Origin of the sequence: Micromonospora sp. DT53 (assembly GCF_049841535.1) — a bacterium.
Taxonomy (GTDB): domain Bacteria; phylum Actinomycetota; class Actinomycetes; order Mycobacteriales; family Micromonosporaceae; genus Micromonospora.
The window spans coordinates 386,436-400,856 of record NZ_JBNCKM010000003.1 but is presented as its reverse complement, the minus strand read 5'-3'; the positions used below and the strand labels follow the sequence as shown (position 1 = coordinate 400,856).

The window sequence follows — 14,421 nt, the reverse complement described above, 5'->3', positions numbered from 1 at the left end:
CGAACTGCTGGTCGGGTGGCCCGGACGGAGCGCGCGGCAACGCGTTCCGCCCGGGCCGGCGTCGTCAGCTCAGGCCGCTCGCCCACGGGTAGGTCTTGAGGTACGGGTCCGGCGCGACAGGCTTGCCGGAGTTCCACACCTCGGTGATCAGACCGTCCGCGCCGATCTTGCCGATCCGTGCGGTCTTGGCGATGTGCTGGGTCTTGCCGTCGACGGTGACCAGACCCTCCGGCGCGTCGAAGGTGATCCCGTCCGAAGCGGTACGGACCTTCTCCACGTCGAAGGCGCCGGCCTTCTCGACCATCGCCTTCCACAGGTGGACGCCGACGTACGCGGCCTCCATCGGATCGCTAGTCGGCTTGTCCGCGCCGTACTTCGCCTTGTACGCGGCCACGAACTTCGAGTTCGCCGCGCCCGGGGTGGTCTGGTAGTAGTTCCAGGCCGTCAGTTGGCCCTCCAGGTACTGGGTGCCGATGCCCTTGACCTCTTCCTCGGCGATCGACACCGACACCACAGGCATCGCGGCGGCGGTCAGGCCCGCCGACTTGTATTCCTTGAAGAAGGCCACGTTGCTGTCACCGTTGAGCGTGTTGAACACCGCGTCCGCGCCTGACGATTTGACCTTGTTGACGATGGTGCCGAACTCGGTGGAGCCCAGCGGCGCGTAATCCTCGCCCAGCACGGTCATCCCGTTCGCGGTCGCGTACGCTTTGATGATTTTGTTGGCGGTACGGGGAAAGACGTAGTCGCTACCGACCAGATAGACCGACTTTGCGCCCTGCGACTTGAGGTAGTCGAGCCCGGGAACGATCTGCTGGTTGGTCGTGGCTCCGGTGTAGAAGATGTAGGGCGACTGCTCCAGACCCTCGTACTGCACCGGGTAGAACAGCAACGCCTTGTTCTTCTCGAACACCGGCTTGACCGCCTTGCGGCTGGCCGAAGTCCAACAGCCGAAGACGGCGGCGACCCGGTCCTCGGAGATGAGCTTCTCGGCCTTCTCCGCGAAGGTGGGCCAGTCCGAGGCGCCGTCCTCACCGACCGGCTGGATCTTCTTGCCGAGGACACCGCCGGCCGCGTTGATCTCCTCGACGGCGAGCATGATGGAGTCGCGGACGGTGACCTCGCTGATCGCCATGGTGCCGGAGAGCGAGTTGAGCAGGCCCACCTTGACGGTGTCGCCGGAGACGTCGGCGGTGACGCCGGTCGCGCCGCCCTCGTCGGTGGTCTTGCTGCCGCACGCGGTCATCGCGGCCGCGGCGACCAGGGTCATGGCACCCGCCAGGATGCGGCGGCCCCGGAATAATGACATCTACTCTCCCTGCGGTGCACTCAAGTGGCGAAAGGACGGTCGGTGCGGTCCGATGGAGCTGACGTGGGCGATGCCGAGGTCGACGGGTGGACGCCGCGCAGGGCACCGGCTCTGATATGGGCAGGGAAAGCGTCGACCGGCATGATTGCGTGTGTGTTTCCCGGTCCTTAATTGACTGTTTCCGAGGGCGCCGTCGGGCGCGCACGAAAAACGGCCGACACCGTTGGGAGGAAACGGTGCCGGCCGTTCGGAAAGATGCGAGACAAGTGCCACCACAATGGTCGACGCAAAAAGCCGTCGACGGTGGGCACACAATGGTGAGATCTGACGCCGTGGCCAGATACTTCACGCAGGAAGCATCTTAGGGCCGGATCGGGTGGCGCTGTCAAGGGGTCCGGTGGCCGGCTGTCGGCGCTGGTTCAGAGCTGGGCGAGCACGGTGAAGTCGAGCCCGTCGGCCTCGGCCAGGTAGATGCGCTGACGGACGTGCCTCTGACGCAGCCGCAACCGCCCACGCGGCCCGTGGTACGCGACCGCGTCGGCGGCGGTCTCGATGGCCCGTACGTCGAGGGTGCGGGCCTGGCCGATCAGCGCGGCGAGCAGCATCACGCCCTCGTAGCAGGACTCCCCCAGGCTGCCCAGCGGCGGCGCCTCCACCCCGAAACGCCTGGCGAACTCGCCGTGGAAGTCGAGATTCTCCTGAGTCACCAGCCCGGCGAAGAAACCCGCCGTGCTGTACAGCCTCCGGGTCGCGCCGGCGCCGCTGGCCAGCAGCATGTTCTCGTCCATCAGGGTGCTCAGCCGCAGGCAGCGCTGGTCCAGGCCGGACCGGGCGAACGCGCGGTTGAACCGCACCGCGTCGGCGCCGACAAGCAGCATCAACACCGCGTCCGCGTCACTGTGCTCGATGCGGCGCAACACCTCGGTGAAGTCGTGCGCGTCCAACGGCAGGAAGTGCCGGCCCACCACCTGCCCACCGCCGCGCAGCGCGTACCGCTGAGCCGCCCGCGACGTACGGCGCGGCCACACGTAGTCGTTGCCCACCACGAACCAGCGACGCACCCCCTGCTCCCCGGCGAGCAGCCGCATCGCGGGCCACAGTTGGGCATCTGGCGTCTCGCTGGTCAGGAAGACCCCTTCGGTGCGTTCGCCGCCCTCGTAGAGTGCGGTGTAGACGTACGGCACCCGGTGTGCGACGCGGGGCGCCAACGCCTGGCGCACCGAGGAGATGTGCCACCCCGTCACCCCCTGCACGGCCCCCACCGACACCAACGCCTCGACCTCGGCGGCCACCTCGGCCGGCGGTGCGCCACCGTCGACCGGCACCAGCCGCACCTCCCGGCCGAGCACACCACCGCACCGATTGATCTCCTCCACCGCGAGTTGCGCGCAGAGCTCGCACGTGGGGCCGAACATGCCGGCCGGCCCGCGCATCGGGTAGACCAGCGCGATGCTGACCACGGCGCGGTCGACGGTCAGCCACGGCGGTGCCGGCGCGGACATGAGCACATGATTGCCCGGCCCACGACCGAAGACCAGCGCTCACCACTGACCGGGACGACTCGCTACCATGACAGGGCCACCGGACCAGGGAGTTTCATGTCAGACGTGCCCGGGGCGCCAGCCGACCTGCTGCGCTCGCTCACCCGCGCCGAACGGCTGCTCTCCCGCCGGCTGGGCGCCGTTCTGGCCGACGACGCGTTGAGCATCGAGGCGTGGCGGGTGCTCTGCCTGCTCGCCGACGGCCAGGGTCACCCGATGAGCGAGGTGTCCGTCGAGGCGTCGCTGCCACCGGGCACCCTCACCAAGCTGATCGATCAACTCGTCGACCGCAACCTCGTCTTCCGCCGGATCGATCCGATCGATCGCCGACGAATTCGGGCGTACCTGACCGCTCGGGGCCGCCGCGAACACGCCCGCCTGGACGAGCGGGTCCGAGCCAGCATCGCGGAGCTGGGCGTCGCGGCGCTGTGCGTGGCGCAGACCAGCGAGCCAGGCATGCCCCCGGCCGCCAACCTCGTACGCCAGCTCGACGACCTGATAGGCCGCCTCGACCCGGCCCGGCAACGAGTGCACGCCGACGCGGCCGGCCCACACCGCTGACCCCTCCCCGCTCCGGCTCCGGGCTTGCGGGGCGTTCGGCACGGCCTTGAGCGTGGCCCGACCTCCCACCCCACACTCCAGAGAGCGTGATGTCTGTGAGTCATCACGATGACTCACAGACATCACGCTCTCGTAAGTGTCCGCCAGGCACCGTCGTGCCCCGCACCGCTGTGGCCTCAGGAACGGTCTTGGCAGCCGAGGCCAATCCCCGCTCGGCCGCCGCGGGTGACACGGACCAGCAGGACCGGCGCACGGCCCGATAGCGGCTCCTTAGACCGTTAGGTGGGCACGCAGGGTGTGCGCGTCGGGAGCGGTGGCGGTCCACAATGTCGCCGGACCGCCGGCCAACGGCAGCCGGGCGACACCGCCCTCGACCGTCGGAGGCTCGGCGGGCCGCGACGGGTCGACCACCAGCAGCGACCCGGTGGCCGGGGCGCCGCCGAGCACCGCCGGGCCGGCCCAGCCCGGCGCCTGCGGTCCCACCGCGAGGGACTGGCGCAGCAGTGGTCGACAGGCGTAGTCGACCTGGGTGTGCACCACTGCGCCGCCGGGGGTCTCGCCGTACCGGCCGCAGATCAACTCGTCGCGCCACCGCAGGCTCGCACCGGCGGCCAGGTCGATCCGGGACTCGGCGAGGTGCGCGCAGCCGGCCGCGGCGACCAACTGCTCCGGAAACCAGTGCAGCGTGGCACCGGCATGCACCACCGCCCGCACCGCCATCCGGGACACGGCACCCGCGCGACCCGGCAGGGCGATCGACGCGGCGACGCTGTGCACCCGGACCGCCGCGCCCGGGCCCACCTCGATCTCCAGGCGTAGATCGTCCCCGGCGAGCGGTCCGGCCGCCCCGCCGACGAGGTGCACGGTGGCGACACCACCGTCGGTCGGGGTCTGGCGCAACAGCAACGGCGTCTCGCCGTGCAGCTCGACCAGTGCCGTGCCGCCTCGACCGTCGGCGCGAGCGACCAGCCGGGCGAGCGCTCGCATCAGGCCGGGCCGACCGGCGCGGCAAGCGGGTGCAGTGCGGCGTGGTGGGCCAACTCGTGCCGGATCCACTCCGCGACAGGCGTTGCCGTGGGATCTCCCACGATGGACAGGAAGAGGGTCGGGAGGTCGCCGCGCCGGGCCCGCGCGTCACGATCCATGACGGCGAGGTCGGCGCCCACCATCGGCGCCAGGTCGGTCTTGTTGATCACGAGAAGGTCGGCGGCGGTGACCCCGGGTCCGCCCTTGCGGGGCACCTTGTCCCCACCCGCCACGTCGACCACGAAGATCTGCCGGTCGACCAGCCCCCGACTGAAGGTCGCGGTCAGGTTGTCCCCACCGCTCTCCACGAGGACCAGGTCCAGCGGGCCGACCGCCTCGGCCAGTTCGTCGATGGCGTCCAGATTGGCGCCGATGTCGTCGCGGATCGCGGTGTGCGGGCAGCAGCCGGTCTCCACCGCGCGGATCCGGACCGGATCCAGCACTCCGGCCCGCCGGAGGAAGTCGGCGTCCTCGGTCGTGTAGATGTCGTTGGTCACCACGCCGAGCCGCAGCTCGTCGGCGAAGGCACGGCAGAGCGCGGCCACCAGGGCCGTCTTGCCGGACCCGACCGGGCCGCCGATGCCGACCCGCAGGGCACGGCCGGCGCGCGCCAACGGCGGATGCGGGTCCACCCCCGGCTCCGGGTGGGTGTGCGGAACGGTTTCGTCGTGGGGTGGGGTGACCGGCAGCGGCGTGGTCGGATCGACGGCGGGCACAGCGTTCGGCACAACTGTGTCAGGACGCAAAGAGACGCACCTCCCAGGTGGCATGGATTTCGGCATGGATGTCGGCGAGTGGAGCGGCGGCAGCCGGCAGCCGCTCCGGTGGGTCGTCGGCGGCCCGCGCCGCGTCGGCGGCCGTGCCGTCGCAGGCGTCGGCCAAGCCGACCAGCAGGGCCTGGACCCGGTACGGGTCGAGGCCGAGCAGACGTACGCCGGCGCTGGCCGCCCCGGTCAACGTCCCGTACGCGGCGATCGTGGCGGTCTCCAGCCGGGACAGCCCGGCCGCGGCGCAGAGCAGCCCGAGCACCAGCGGCTGGTGTGGGCCACCGGGCGTCGCGGGCAGGTCGGCGAACGGGGCGTCCGGCCAGATGGCCCGCCCGGCACGCAGCAGCGCCCGGCCCTGTCGGCGCGAGACCGCCCGCAACGCCGGGGCGGCGGTACGCGCGTCCAGTTCCGCGTCGAGCCGAGCCAGCGCCCCCGACCGGACGGCGGACCCGGCCGGCGCCCCCGTCCGAGCGACAGCCTCGGCCGGCACGTCCGACGGTCGGGCGGACCGGGCCGGGTGCGCCGAGCCGACCGTCTCGGCCACCGCCGCCCGGTGTGCGGCCGCCGCGAACGCCGCGCCGACCAGACCGGCGGTGGCCAACCGTCCGGCCAGGAACGCCTCCAACGAGGCCAGGTCGGTGACCCGGCCGGCGGCGACGGCCGCCTCCAGGCCGCCGGAGTGCGCGTGCGCCCCGGCCGGGAAGCGGCCATCGGCCAACAGCAACAGCAGGCTCGGCGTCGCCATCAGAACAGGAAGTACCGCTGGGCCATCGGCAGCCGGGTCACCGGGTCCGGTTCCACCACCTGCCCGTCGATCCGCACCGTGAAGGTGTCCGGGTCCACCTCGATGCGCGGCATCGCGTTGTTCTCCGGCAGGTCGGCCTTGCCCCGCGACCGCACGTCGCTCACCGGCACCACCCGGCGTCGCACGTCCAGGCGGAGCCCGGCGTCCAGGGCCGCCGGAGCCACGAAGGCCAGGCTGGTGGCGGCGGCCGCGTTGCCGTACGCCCCGAACATCGGCCGGGGCAGCATCGGCTGTGGTGTCGGGATGGAGGCGTTGGCGTCGCCCATCTGGGCGTACGCGATCATGCCGCCCTTGATCACCAGCAGCGGTCGTACGCCGAAGAACGCCGGGTCCCAGAGCACCAGGTCGGCGAGCTTGCCCGGCTCGACCGAGCCGATCTCCTGTTCCAGCCCGTTGGCCATCGCCGCGCAGATGGTGTACTTCGCCACGTACCGCCGGGCCCGGTGGTTGTCGGCGGCCCCGTCACCCGGCAGCGCGCCGACCCGGTCCTTCATCACGTGGGCGCTCTGCCAGGTCCGCATGATCACCTCGCCGACCCGACCCATGGCCTGCGAGTCGGACCCGATGATGGAGATCGCGCCGAGGTCGTGCAGCAGGTCCTCGGCGGCCATCGTGGACGGTCGGATCCGGCTCTCGGCGAAGGCCAGGTCCTCCGGAACGGAGGGGTTGAGGTGGTGGCAGACCATCAACATGTCCAGGTGCTCGGCCAGGGTGTTGGCGGTGTACGGCCGGGTCGGGTTGGTCGACGACGGCAACACGTTCGGCTCGCTGGCCACCGTGATGATGTCCGGCGCGTGCCCGCCACCGGCTCCCTCGGTGTGGTACGAGTGGATCGCCCGCCCGCCGATCGCCCGCAGGGTGTCGGCGACGAAGCCGGCCTCGTTGAGCGTGTCGGTGTGGATGGACACCTGGACCCCGGACGCGTCCGCCACCCGCAGGCAGGCGTCGATCGCGGCCGGCGTGGTGCCCCAGTCCTCGTGCAGCTTGAACCCGCCCGCACCGGCCCGCAGCTGCTCCCACAACGCCTCACTGGAGACGGTGTTGCCCTTGCCGAGCAGCAGCACGTTGACCGGCATCGTGTCCAACGCCTCGTGCATCCGGGCCAGGTGCCAGGCGTTCGGGGTGACGGTTGTCGCGCGGGTCCCCTCGGCCGGCCCGGTGCCGCCCCCGACCATCGTGGTGATGCCGCTGGCCAGTGCCTCGGTGACGATCTGCGGGCAGATGAAGTGCACGTGGGTGTCGACCGCGCCGGCGGTGAGGATCCGCCCGTTGCCCGCGATCACCTCGGTGGACGGGCCGATGACCAGGTCGGGGTGGACACCGGGCATGGTGTCCGGGTTGCCGGCCCGGCCGAGCGCCACGATGCGTCCGTCGCGCAGCCCGACGTCGGCCTTGACCACACCCCAGTGGTCGAGCACCACCGCACCGGTGATCACGGTGTCCAGTGCCCCCTCGGCGCGGGTGGCCCGGGACTGGCCCATCGACTCACGGATCACCTTGCCGCCGCCGAAGACCGCCTCGTCGCCGCCCACGCAGTGGTCGGTCTCCACCTCGATGAGCAGGTTGGTGTCGGCCAGTCGGATCCGGTCACCTGTCGTCGGCCCGTACAGGTCGATGTAGCGGTCCCTGCGCACGGCGCTCACCGCGGCGACCCGTCGGCCGTGACCGCGTGCGGCGACGGGTCCAACGCTCCCGCGCACTCTGCGCGCAGGCCCGGCACGACCCGTGCGCCGCCGAGCGGAACGAGGTCGACGGTGCGGCTGATGCCCGGCTCGAACCGGACCGAGGTGCCTGCCGGAACGGCGAGCCGCTGCCCCCAGGCCGCGCCCCGGTCGAACGACAGCGCCGGGTTGGCCTCGGCGAAGTGGTAGTGCGAGCCGACCTGCACCGGGCGGTCGGCGGTGTTCACCACGAGCACTGTGGTCACCGGACGCCCCACGTTGATCTGGACCGGGTCGGCCGCCGGCAGGATCTCCCCGGGGATCACGGGATCGGGTGGTGCACCGTCACCAGTTTGGTGCCATCCGGGAACGTCGCCTCCACCTGCACCTCCCTCAGCAGCTCGGGGATGCCGTCCTGGACGTCGTCGCGGCCGAGCACCGTCCGGCCGGCCGACATCAGGTCGACCACCGACCGCCCGTCGCGGGCCCCTTCGAGGAGGAACGCGGTGATCACCGCGACGGCTTCGGGGTAGTTGAGGCGCAGGCCGCGTTCGCGGCGGGCGCGGGCGACATCGGCCGCGACGTGGACGAGCAGGCGATCCTGCTCGTGCGGGCTGAGGAACACGGGGCTCTCCCGGTGGGTCGGCGTGCCCCGGCTCGCCGTCGGCTCCACGCGGAGCCGCCCGGGCAGCAGGGCCCGGGTGCGAGCTGGGAGTCACACGACCGCCGGGTCACCGCCGACGGGGCGACCCGGGACTCCACCATCCCGGCCCGCACGACGGGCAACCGGCGGTGTCGGGTCGGATGCGGACCGCACCGCCCACCGCTGAGCAGACCGTAGAGGATCGCCACCGACCGAGGCAACAGTCCACCGCGTGTCCTGACCCCCGACGGCGTGCGAGGCGGTGGGAGCATGATCTGGGCGGGCTTTCCGTCGTCCCGGTCGAGCCTCGGCGCGATCGGGCACCGGCAACCGGGGAGGCACCCGATGCAGGAGTCAGCACCTGCGGCGAACGCTGACGGTGAGCGGCGGCTGCGGACGCTCACCGTGGTCGGGGTGGCCGCCAACGTCCTCGGTGTGGTCACGGCGGTGGAGGGCGTGCTGCGCCGAGACGCGCTGCTGGTCGCCCTCGCCCTGACCGCCGTTCTGCTGCTCGGCGGGTTCTGGTTCTGGTACCAACGCACCCGGCTGGCGATCGCGCTGCTCGCGCTCGGCTGTGTGTTGCTCGGCGGCGTCGTGGCGACACAACTCGGCCGCGAGTCGACGCCGCCCCCCGTGGCCGGTGGCACGTCGACGCCCACACCGTCGGCATCGGGCGGAGCTTCCTCGCCGAACACCGCCGCCACCCCGCCTCCGGCGCCGGCCACACCAACCGCCAACGGTACGGCCGTGGTCGACCCGGACGCGCCGCGCGTCCTCGTGGACCGCAGCGTGGTGCTGCCGCGTGGCGCGGCGGTCGACGTCGACCGGCCGGCTCAGCAGGTCGTCGCGAAACACACAGGCGGGGCCACCGACGGGCTCGACCTGTACCACGACTGGGCGGACATCCGGTCGGACAACATCCAGGTGGCCAACCCGCCGAACGTGTACCAGTACTCCGGCGGCGACCCCGACCGGGCGTACGCGGTCTGCGCCGTCGACGGCTCCGGGTCGGCGCGGGCGTCGTTCACGCCCGGGGCGGATTTCTGCTTCCGCACCTCGGAGGGGCGCGTCGGCTTCGCGACCATCGCCCCGCCCAACAAGGATCAGGTGTTCGTCGTCCACGTCGTGGTCTGGGACGCCACCGGCGCCTGAGGTCGGGGCGCGGGACGGCTGTTCCGGCGCGGGGGTTCGCAGGGCATGATCGCCGGATGACGGCGACGAGGGGTACGCGCGCACTGCTCGGTGTTCTGTTCCTGGCAGCGGCGACGGTCGGGGCGTGGATCCTGTGGCTGGGCTGGGACACCCGGTACACCGTCGACGCGCAGACCGGCGCGAGCAGCGGCCCGTACGAGGCGTGGCAGGTGATCGGCTGTGTGCTGACGCTCGTGGTGCTGGCCGCGCTCGCCGGGACGCGGCTCAGCCCGTGGCTGGTGGCGCCGGTGATGACTGTGGCGTTCACGGCGGCCTGGTCGTGGCGGGCCGCGGGGACCGACGACAGCGGATTGTGGGCGGTCGGCGGGATTCTGGTGCTGATCGGGATGGCTGTCGGCAGCACGGTGGTGAGCCTCGCGGCGCGGCGGGTCGGCCAGCGGTTCGCCGGCCGATCCGCCTAGACGACCCATCGCCAGGTGGGCGCCGAAATGCTACGAAGGGGAGATGCCTGACCCGACAAGCTCCCGTGGTGCCACGTCCCTGGAGACTCCGCGGCTGCTGTTGCGCGGCTTGCGAAGCGACGATCTGGACGGCTTCGCCGCGATCAACGCGCAGCCCGAGGTGATGCGCTACATCCATGACGGCCACCCCCTGGACCGGGCCACGACCGCGGAGCGTCTGGCCATCTGTCAGCGGCAGTGGGACGAGCACGGCTTCGGCCTGTACGCGGTGGAGATCAGAGAGACCGGCGAGTTGGCCGGTTTCACCGGACTGGCGGTGCCGACCTTCCTGCCCGAGATCATGCCGGCCGTGGAGATCGGCTGGCGGCTCGGCCGCGCACACTGGGGTCGGGGCCTGGCCACCGAGGCGGCCCAGGCCGTTGTCGCCCACACTCGTGCCGAGCTCGACCTGCGGCGGCTGGTCAGCATCCACGTGGTCGGCAACGACGCGTCCGCGCGGGTGATGGTCAAGATCGGCATGTCGCTGGAGCGCGAGACCGTGCAGCCGGACACCGGCCGCCAGGTCCGGGTCTACGCGATGGACCTGTAGGGGGCCGTGGCGTCGGTTGCCGCGGGTCGGCCGGTCAGCGGGCCGCGACGGGCTGCGGCGCCGGCGCCCGGGTGAAGGGGATGCCGACGTGGTCGCCGGTCCCGGGCTGCCCGTCGGGGTGCCGCCACAGCCCCCGGTCGCGCAGGATCGGCAGCACACCCTCACCGAACCAGTACGCCTCCTCCAGGTGCGGATAGCCGGAGAGGACGAACTCGTCGATGCCGAGCGCATGGTATTCGGCGATCCGGTCGGCGACCTCGGCATGGCTGCCCACCAGCGCGGTGCCGGCCCCGCCGCGGACCAGCCCGACCCCCGCCCACAGGTTGGGCGCGACCTCCAGGCCGTCGCGGGAGCCGCCGTGCAGGTCGAGCATCCGGCGCTGCCCCTCGGACTCGCTGCGACGCAGCCCCTCCTGCACGGCCCGGATGTCGGCCTCGGAGACGCCGTCGAGCAGGCGTTGGGCCTGCGCCCAGGCCTGCTCGGCGGTGTCGCGCACGATGACGTGCAGCCGGATGCCGAAGCGCAGTTCCCGCCCGGCGCGGGCGGCCAACGCCCGGACCCGCGCCACCTTCTCGGCCACCAGGGCCGGCGGTTCGCCCCAGGTGAGGTAGACGTCGCTGTGCCGCACGGCCACCGGGAGGGCGGCGGCGGATGACCCACCGAAGTAGACAGGCGGCACCGGGTCGGGCAGCCGGTGCAGCCGCGCCTGTTCGACGCGGACGTGGGCGCCGTCGTGGTCGACCGTCTCACCGCGCCACAGCGCACGCACCACGTGTAGGAACTCGTCGGTCCGCGCGTACCGGGTGTCCTTGTCCAGGAAGTCGCCGTAGGCCCGCTGCTCTTGCGACTCGCCGCCGGTGACCACGTTGAGCAGCAGCCGGCCCCGGGACAGCCGCTGGAAGGTCGAGGCCATCTGGGCGGCGAGGGTGGGGGCCAGCAGCCCGGGCCGGAAGGCGACCAGGAACTTGAGTCGCTCGGTCACCTCGGTGAGCATCGCGGTGCTGAGCCAGGCGTCCTCGCACCAGGCGCCGGTCGGGGTGAGCGCGCCGACGAAGCCGAGTTGCTCGGCGCTGCGGGCGATCTGCCCGAGGTACGCCACGCTGGCGGGGCGGGCCCCTCCGGCGGCGCCGGTCGGTCCGCCGTGTCCGCCGCCGACGATGTCCCGGCTGTCGCCGTTGGTGGGCAGGAACCAGTGGAAGGTGAGGGTCATCGGGGCTCTTTCCTCCAGCGGGGGTGGTCGGCGCACGCGGCGAGGCGGGCACCTCCTGAGGGGTGGGACGATCCCATCGACAGCCTACCCATAAAACCTATCGGGTTAGTAGGCTACTGCCGGCGCCGACACCTGTCGATGCGCCACCACCCCCGTGCCCGACCCGAGGAGCCGCCATGCCCACCCCGTCGACGAGCCGTCCTCCGCATCGCCGCCTCCTGACGGCCGTGCTCACCACAGTGGCCCTGCTCGCCACGGTCGCGGTGAGCGCGTGCGGCGGGTCCGCCGATGCGGGCGGCACCAAGGACAAGCTCCGGATCGGCTACCAGCGCTTCGGCGGGCTGAGCCTGGTCAAGGCGCGCGGCGCCGCACCGGATGTGGACTGGTCGCTGTTCGAGAGCGGCCCGGCGCTCACCGAGGCACTCAAGGCCGGCTCGATCGACATCGGACAGGTCGGCGAGGCGCCGCCCGTCTTCGCCGCCGCCGGGAAGATCCCCTTCTCCATCATCGGCACGTCGGCGCCGATTCCGCAGGGTGAGGCCGTGCTGGTCAAGGCCGACCGGGGCTACCGCAGCTTCGCCGATCTCAAGGGCAAGACGGTGGCCCTCAACAAGGGGTCCAACGTGCACTGGCTGCTGGTGCGGCTGCTGGAGGCGAACAACATGACGTTGAAGGACATCCAGGTCAAGTACCTCAGGCCCGCCGAGGGGCGGCCCGCGTTCGACGGCGGCCAGATCGACGCCTGGGTGATCTGGGACCCGTACTTCGCCCTGGCCGAGCAACCGGGGGTCCAGGTGCTCGCCGACGCGACAGGTCTGGCCAGCAACCGCGAGTACGTCCTGGCCACGCCCCGGGCGGTCGACAAGCGGACGGACGACATTCGCGCGTTCCTGCAGCGCTACCGCGAGGTGACCGACTGGGGTATCGCCCACCCCGAGGAGCGGGCCAGCACCCTCGCGCCGGAGCTGAAGATCCCGCAGGACGTCACCAGCCGCGCCCTGGCCCGCAGCGCCCGACCCCTCGCCCCGGTCACCCCGGCCATCGGCGACGAACTTCAGGCGATCACCGACAGTTTCATCGCCCTGGAACTCATCCCGGGCCCGGTCGACCTCCGATCCCGGGTCGACGGCCGGTTCAGCGCGGTGTTCCAGTGAGTCGTACGACGCTCGTCGAGGCGCCCGACGAGGTCGCGGCGGCGGCGCCTGTCGTACCCCGTCGTCAGCGGCCGGCCCGGCGCTGGCGGCGGGTGGTGAGCCCGGTGGTGCTGGTCCTGGGGTGGGAGTTGGCCGCACGGACCGGGCTGCTGGCGGCGGAGAAACTGCCCGCGCCCAGCGATGTCCTGGCCACCGGTTGGCGGCTGAGCCGGGACGGAACCCTCGGCATCCACCTGCTGGACTCCCTCACCCGGGCCGGGGCGGGCCTGCTGATCGGCGGTGTTCTGGCCCTGGCCCTGGGCACCGTGGCCGGGCTGCTGCGGCTCGGTGACGACCTGGTCGACCCACCGGTGCAGATGGCCCGGATGCTGCCGCACCTCGGGCTGGTCCCGTTGCTGATCATCTGGGTCGGCATCGGTGAATCACTCAAGATCAGCCTCGTCGCTCTGGGTGCGTTCTTCCCCATCTACTTCAACACCTACGCCGGCATCCGGGACATCGACGAGCGGCTGGTGGAGGCGGCCCGCACCTGTGGTCTGGGGCAGGCCGCCCGGCTGCGGCACGTGGTGCTGCCCGGCGCGCTGCCGTCGCTCTTCCTCGGCCTGCGGTTGGCGATCGGGGCGGCCTGGCTGAGCCTGGTCGTCGGCGAACAGGTGAACGCCCAGACCGGGATCGGCTTTCTGATGATGGAGGCGCGGGAGTTCAGCCAGACCGACGTGGTGGTGCTCGGCCTGCTCGTCTACGCGCTGCTCGGGCTGATATCCGACCTTGCCTTGCGCGTCCTGGAGAGGAGGATGTTGACATGGCGTCGCGGACTGCGGGCCACCTGAACGGCACCGAGCCGGTGCTCACCGCCCACGCGGTGCGCCGGGCGTTCGGGCCGACGGTCGTGCTGGCCGGGGTCGATCTGACCATCGCACGTGGTGAGGTCGTGGCCCTGCTGGGCGGCAGCGGTTCCGGCAAGAGCACGCTCCTGCGGATTCTCGCCGGGTTGGACGGCGAGGCCAGCGGGACGAGCATCGTGCACGGCACCGCCGCGGTGGTCTTCCAGGAACACCGGTTGCTGCCGTGGAAACGCGTGGCGGAGAACGTGGGGCTCGGGCTGTCCGGCGCGGACCGCCCGAGGCGGATCCGGCGGGCGCTGGCCGAGGTCGGGTTGGCCGAGCGACATCGTGCCTGGCCGGCCGAGTTGTCCGGCGGGCAGGCGCAGCGGGTGGCCGTGGCGCGGGCCCTGGTCCGCGAACCGGACCTGCTGCTGCTCGACGAGCCGTTCGGCGCCCTGGACGCGCTGACCCGACTGCGGATGCAGATCCTGCTACGCCGACTACGCGCCGAGCACGGCTTTGCCGCCCTGCTGGTCACCCACGACGTGGAGGAGGCGCTGCTGCTCGCCGACCGGATCCTGCTCCTCGACGAGGGGCGTATCGCCGCGGAGCTGCCCGTCGACCTTGGCCCCACCCGTACGCCGGACGACCCGGCCTTCGGCGCGCTGCGCCGCCACCTGCTCGACCGACTCGGAGTTCCCACCACCTGACGAGCGGA

Annotated in this window: 16 protein-coding genes; 7 read left to right on the top strand and 9 right to left on the bottom strand. The window is 72.0% G+C overall.

Going from position 1 to position 14,421, the window contains the following annotated elements; translation table 11 throughout:
- Nucleotides 1-64 precede the first annotated feature (64 nt).
- Nucleotides 65-1,309, bottom strand: a complete 1,245-nt coding sequence (gene urtA, locus ACLQ3B_RS13155) for an urea ABC transporter substrate-binding protein (protein ID WP_425780516.1) — start codon at nt 1,307-1,309, stop codon at nt 65-67.
- 419 nt (nt 1,310-1,728) lie between these two features.
- Nucleotides 1,729-2,811, bottom strand: coding sequence for a substrate-binding domain-containing protein (locus ACLQ3B_RS13150; protein WP_425780514.1), 1,083 nt, complete (start codon nt 2,809-2,811; stop codon nt 1,729-1,731).
- A 96-nt stretch (nt 2,812-2,907) separates the two neighbouring features.
- Between ACLQ3B_RS13150 and ACLQ3B_RS13145 the strand changes: the two genes are divergently transcribed.
- Nucleotides 2,908-3,411: a MarR family winged helix-turn-helix transcriptional regulator gene (locus ACLQ3B_RS13145; RefSeq protein ID WP_425780513.1), complete on the top strand. Its 504-nt coding sequence runs from the start codon at nt 2,908-2,910 to the stop codon at nt 3,409-3,411.
- 270 nt (nt 3,412-3,681) lie between these two features.
- On the opposite strand, the gene ACLQ3B_RS13140 is transcribed toward ACLQ3B_RS13145, so the two are convergent.
- From ACLQ3B_RS13140 to ACLQ3B_RS13115, 6 genes are read right to left on the bottom strand one after another with little or no spacing between them, the layout of a single operon-like run.
- Nucleotides 3,682-4,398, bottom strand: a complete 717-nt coding sequence (locus ACLQ3B_RS13140; RefSeq protein WP_425780511.1) for an urease accessory protein UreD — start codon at nt 4,396-4,398, stop codon at nt 3,682-3,684.
- Entirely contained in the window at nt 4,398-5,153 is a 756-nt protein-coding gene (gene ureG / locus ACLQ3B_RS13135) for an urease accessory protein UreG (RefSeq protein WP_425780509.1), read from the bottom strand. The genes ACLQ3B_RS13140 and ureG overlap by 1 nt, the downstream gene beginning before the upstream one ends.
- Before the next feature lie 19 nt (nt 5,154-5,172).
- Entirely contained in the window at nt 5,173-5,949 is a 777-nt protein-coding gene (locus ACLQ3B_RS13130; protein ID WP_425780507.1) for an urease accessory protein UreF, read from the bottom strand.
- Nucleotides 5,949-7,652 (bottom strand): urease subunit alpha, encoded by a 1,704-nt coding sequence (locus ACLQ3B_RS13125; RefSeq protein WP_425780505.1) that lies wholly within the window; start codon nt 7,650-7,652, stop codon nt 5,949-5,951. Before ACLQ3B_RS13125 ends, ACLQ3B_RS13130 begins: the two co-directional genes overlap by 1 nt.
- Entirely contained in the window at nt 7,649-7,996 is a 348-nt protein-coding gene (locus ACLQ3B_RS13120; protein WP_425780503.1) for an urease subunit beta, read from the bottom strand. The genes ACLQ3B_RS13125 and ACLQ3B_RS13120 overlap by 4 nt, the downstream gene beginning before the upstream one ends.
- Nucleotides 7,993-8,295: an urease subunit gamma gene (locus ACLQ3B_RS13115; RefSeq protein ID WP_091398934.1), complete on the bottom strand. Its 303-nt coding sequence runs from the start codon at nt 8,293-8,295 to the stop codon at nt 7,993-7,995. Before ACLQ3B_RS13115 ends, ACLQ3B_RS13120 begins: the two co-directional genes overlap by 4 nt.
- 363 nt (nt 8,296-8,658) lie before the next feature.
- Here ACLQ3B_RS13115 and ACLQ3B_RS13110 point away from each other — a divergent pair, with 363 nt between their 5' ends.
- Genes ACLQ3B_RS13110 through ACLQ3B_RS13100 form a run of 3 tightly spaced genes read left to right on the top strand, consistent with a single transcriptional unit; the run spans nt 8,659 to nt 10,515 of the window.
- Nucleotides 8,659-9,465, top strand: a complete 807-nt coding sequence (locus tag ACLQ3B_RS13110) for a hypothetical protein (protein WP_425780500.1) — start codon at nt 8,659-8,661, stop codon at nt 9,463-9,465.
- A 56-nt stretch (nt 9,466-9,521) separates the two neighbouring features.
- Entirely contained in the window at nt 9,522-9,926 is a 405-nt protein-coding gene (locus ACLQ3B_RS13105; protein WP_425780499.1) for a hypothetical protein, read from the top strand.
- A 43-nt stretch (nt 9,927-9,969) separates the two neighbouring features.
- Nucleotides 9,970-10,515, top strand: a complete 546-nt coding sequence (locus tag ACLQ3B_RS13100; RefSeq protein WP_425780497.1) for a GNAT family N-acetyltransferase — start codon at nt 9,970-9,972, stop codon at nt 10,513-10,515.
- A 34-nt stretch (nt 10,516-10,549) separates the two neighbouring features.
- Here ACLQ3B_RS13100 and ACLQ3B_RS13095 read toward each other — a convergent pair whose 3' ends face one another.
- On the bottom strand, nt 10,550-11,725 hold the full coding sequence (locus ACLQ3B_RS13095; protein ID WP_425780496.1) for an LLM class flavin-dependent oxidoreductase: 1,176 nt from the start codon (nt 11,723-11,725) through the stop codon (nt 10,550-10,552).
- A 176-nt stretch (nt 11,726-11,901) separates the two neighbouring features.
- Here ACLQ3B_RS13095 and ACLQ3B_RS13090 point away from each other — a divergent pair, with 176 nt between their 5' ends.
- Genes ACLQ3B_RS13090 through ACLQ3B_RS13080 form a run of 3 tightly spaced genes read left to right on the top strand, consistent with a single transcriptional unit; the run spans nt 11,902 to nt 14,413 of the window.
- On the top strand, nt 11,902-12,879 hold the full coding sequence (locus ACLQ3B_RS13090) for an aliphatic sulfonate ABC transporter substrate-binding protein (protein WP_425780494.1): 978 nt from the start codon (nt 11,902-11,904) through the stop codon (nt 12,877-12,879).
- The gene (locus tag ACLQ3B_RS13085) at nt 12,876-13,709 is read left to right on the top strand and encodes an ABC transporter permease (RefSeq protein WP_425780492.1); all 834 of its coding nucleotides are present in this window, start codon (nt 12,876-12,878) and stop codon (nt 13,707-13,709) included. The genes ACLQ3B_RS13090 and ACLQ3B_RS13085 overlap by 4 nt, the downstream gene beginning before the upstream one ends.
- Nucleotides 13,682-14,413 (top strand): ABC transporter ATP-binding protein, encoded by a 732-nt coding sequence (locus tag ACLQ3B_RS13080; RefSeq protein ID WP_425780490.1) that lies wholly within the window; start codon nt 13,682-13,684, stop codon nt 14,411-14,413. Before ACLQ3B_RS13085 ends, ACLQ3B_RS13080 begins: the two co-directional genes overlap by 28 nt.
- Nucleotides 14,414-14,421: the final 8 nt, after the last annotated feature.

Excerpts from the sequence above, each read along its gene's own strand:
- ACLQ3B_RS13100 (WP_425780497.1), top strand. The coding sequence starts at position 9,970 with ATGCCTGACCCGACAAGCTCCCGTGGTGCCACGTCCCTGGAGACTCCG.
- urtA (WP_425780516.1), bottom strand. The coding sequence starts at position 1,309 with ATGTCATTATTCCGGGGCCGCCGCATCCTGGCGGGTGCCATGACCCTG.
- ACLQ3B_RS13095 (WP_425780496.1), bottom strand. The coding sequence starts at position 11,725 with ATGACCCTCACCTTCCACTGGTTCCTGCCCACCAACGGCGACAGCCGG.
- ACLQ3B_RS13105 (WP_425780499.1), top strand. The coding sequence starts at position 9,522 with ATGACGGCGACGAGGGGTACGCGCGCACTGCTCGGTGTTCTGTTCCTG.
- ACLQ3B_RS13080 (WP_425780490.1), top strand. The coding sequence starts at position 13,682 with ATGGCGTCGCGGACTGCGGGCCACCTGAACGGCACCGAGCCGGTGCTC.
- ACLQ3B_RS13150 (WP_425780514.1), bottom strand. The coding sequence starts at position 2,811 with ATGTCCGCGCCGGCACCGCCGTGGCTGACCGTCGACCGCGCCGTGGTC.
- ACLQ3B_RS13140 (WP_425780511.1), bottom strand. The coding sequence starts at position 4,398 with ATGCGAGCGCTCGCCCGGCTGGTCGCTCGCGCCGACGGTCGAGGCGGC.
- ACLQ3B_RS13110 (WP_425780500.1), top strand. The coding sequence starts at position 8,659 with ATGCAGGAGTCAGCACCTGCGGCGAACGCTGACGGTGAGCGGCGGCTG.
- ACLQ3B_RS13130 (WP_425780507.1), bottom strand. The coding sequence starts at position 5,949 with ATGGCGACGCCGAGCCTGCTGTTGCTGTTGGCCGATGGCCGCTTCCCG.
- ACLQ3B_RS13145 (WP_425780513.1), top strand. The coding sequence starts at position 2,908 with ATGTCAGACGTGCCCGGGGCGCCAGCCGACCTGCTGCGCTCGCTCACC.
- ACLQ3B_RS13090 (WP_425780494.1), top strand. The coding sequence starts at position 11,902 with ATGCCCACCCCGTCGACGAGCCGTCCTCCGCATCGCCGCCTCCTGACG.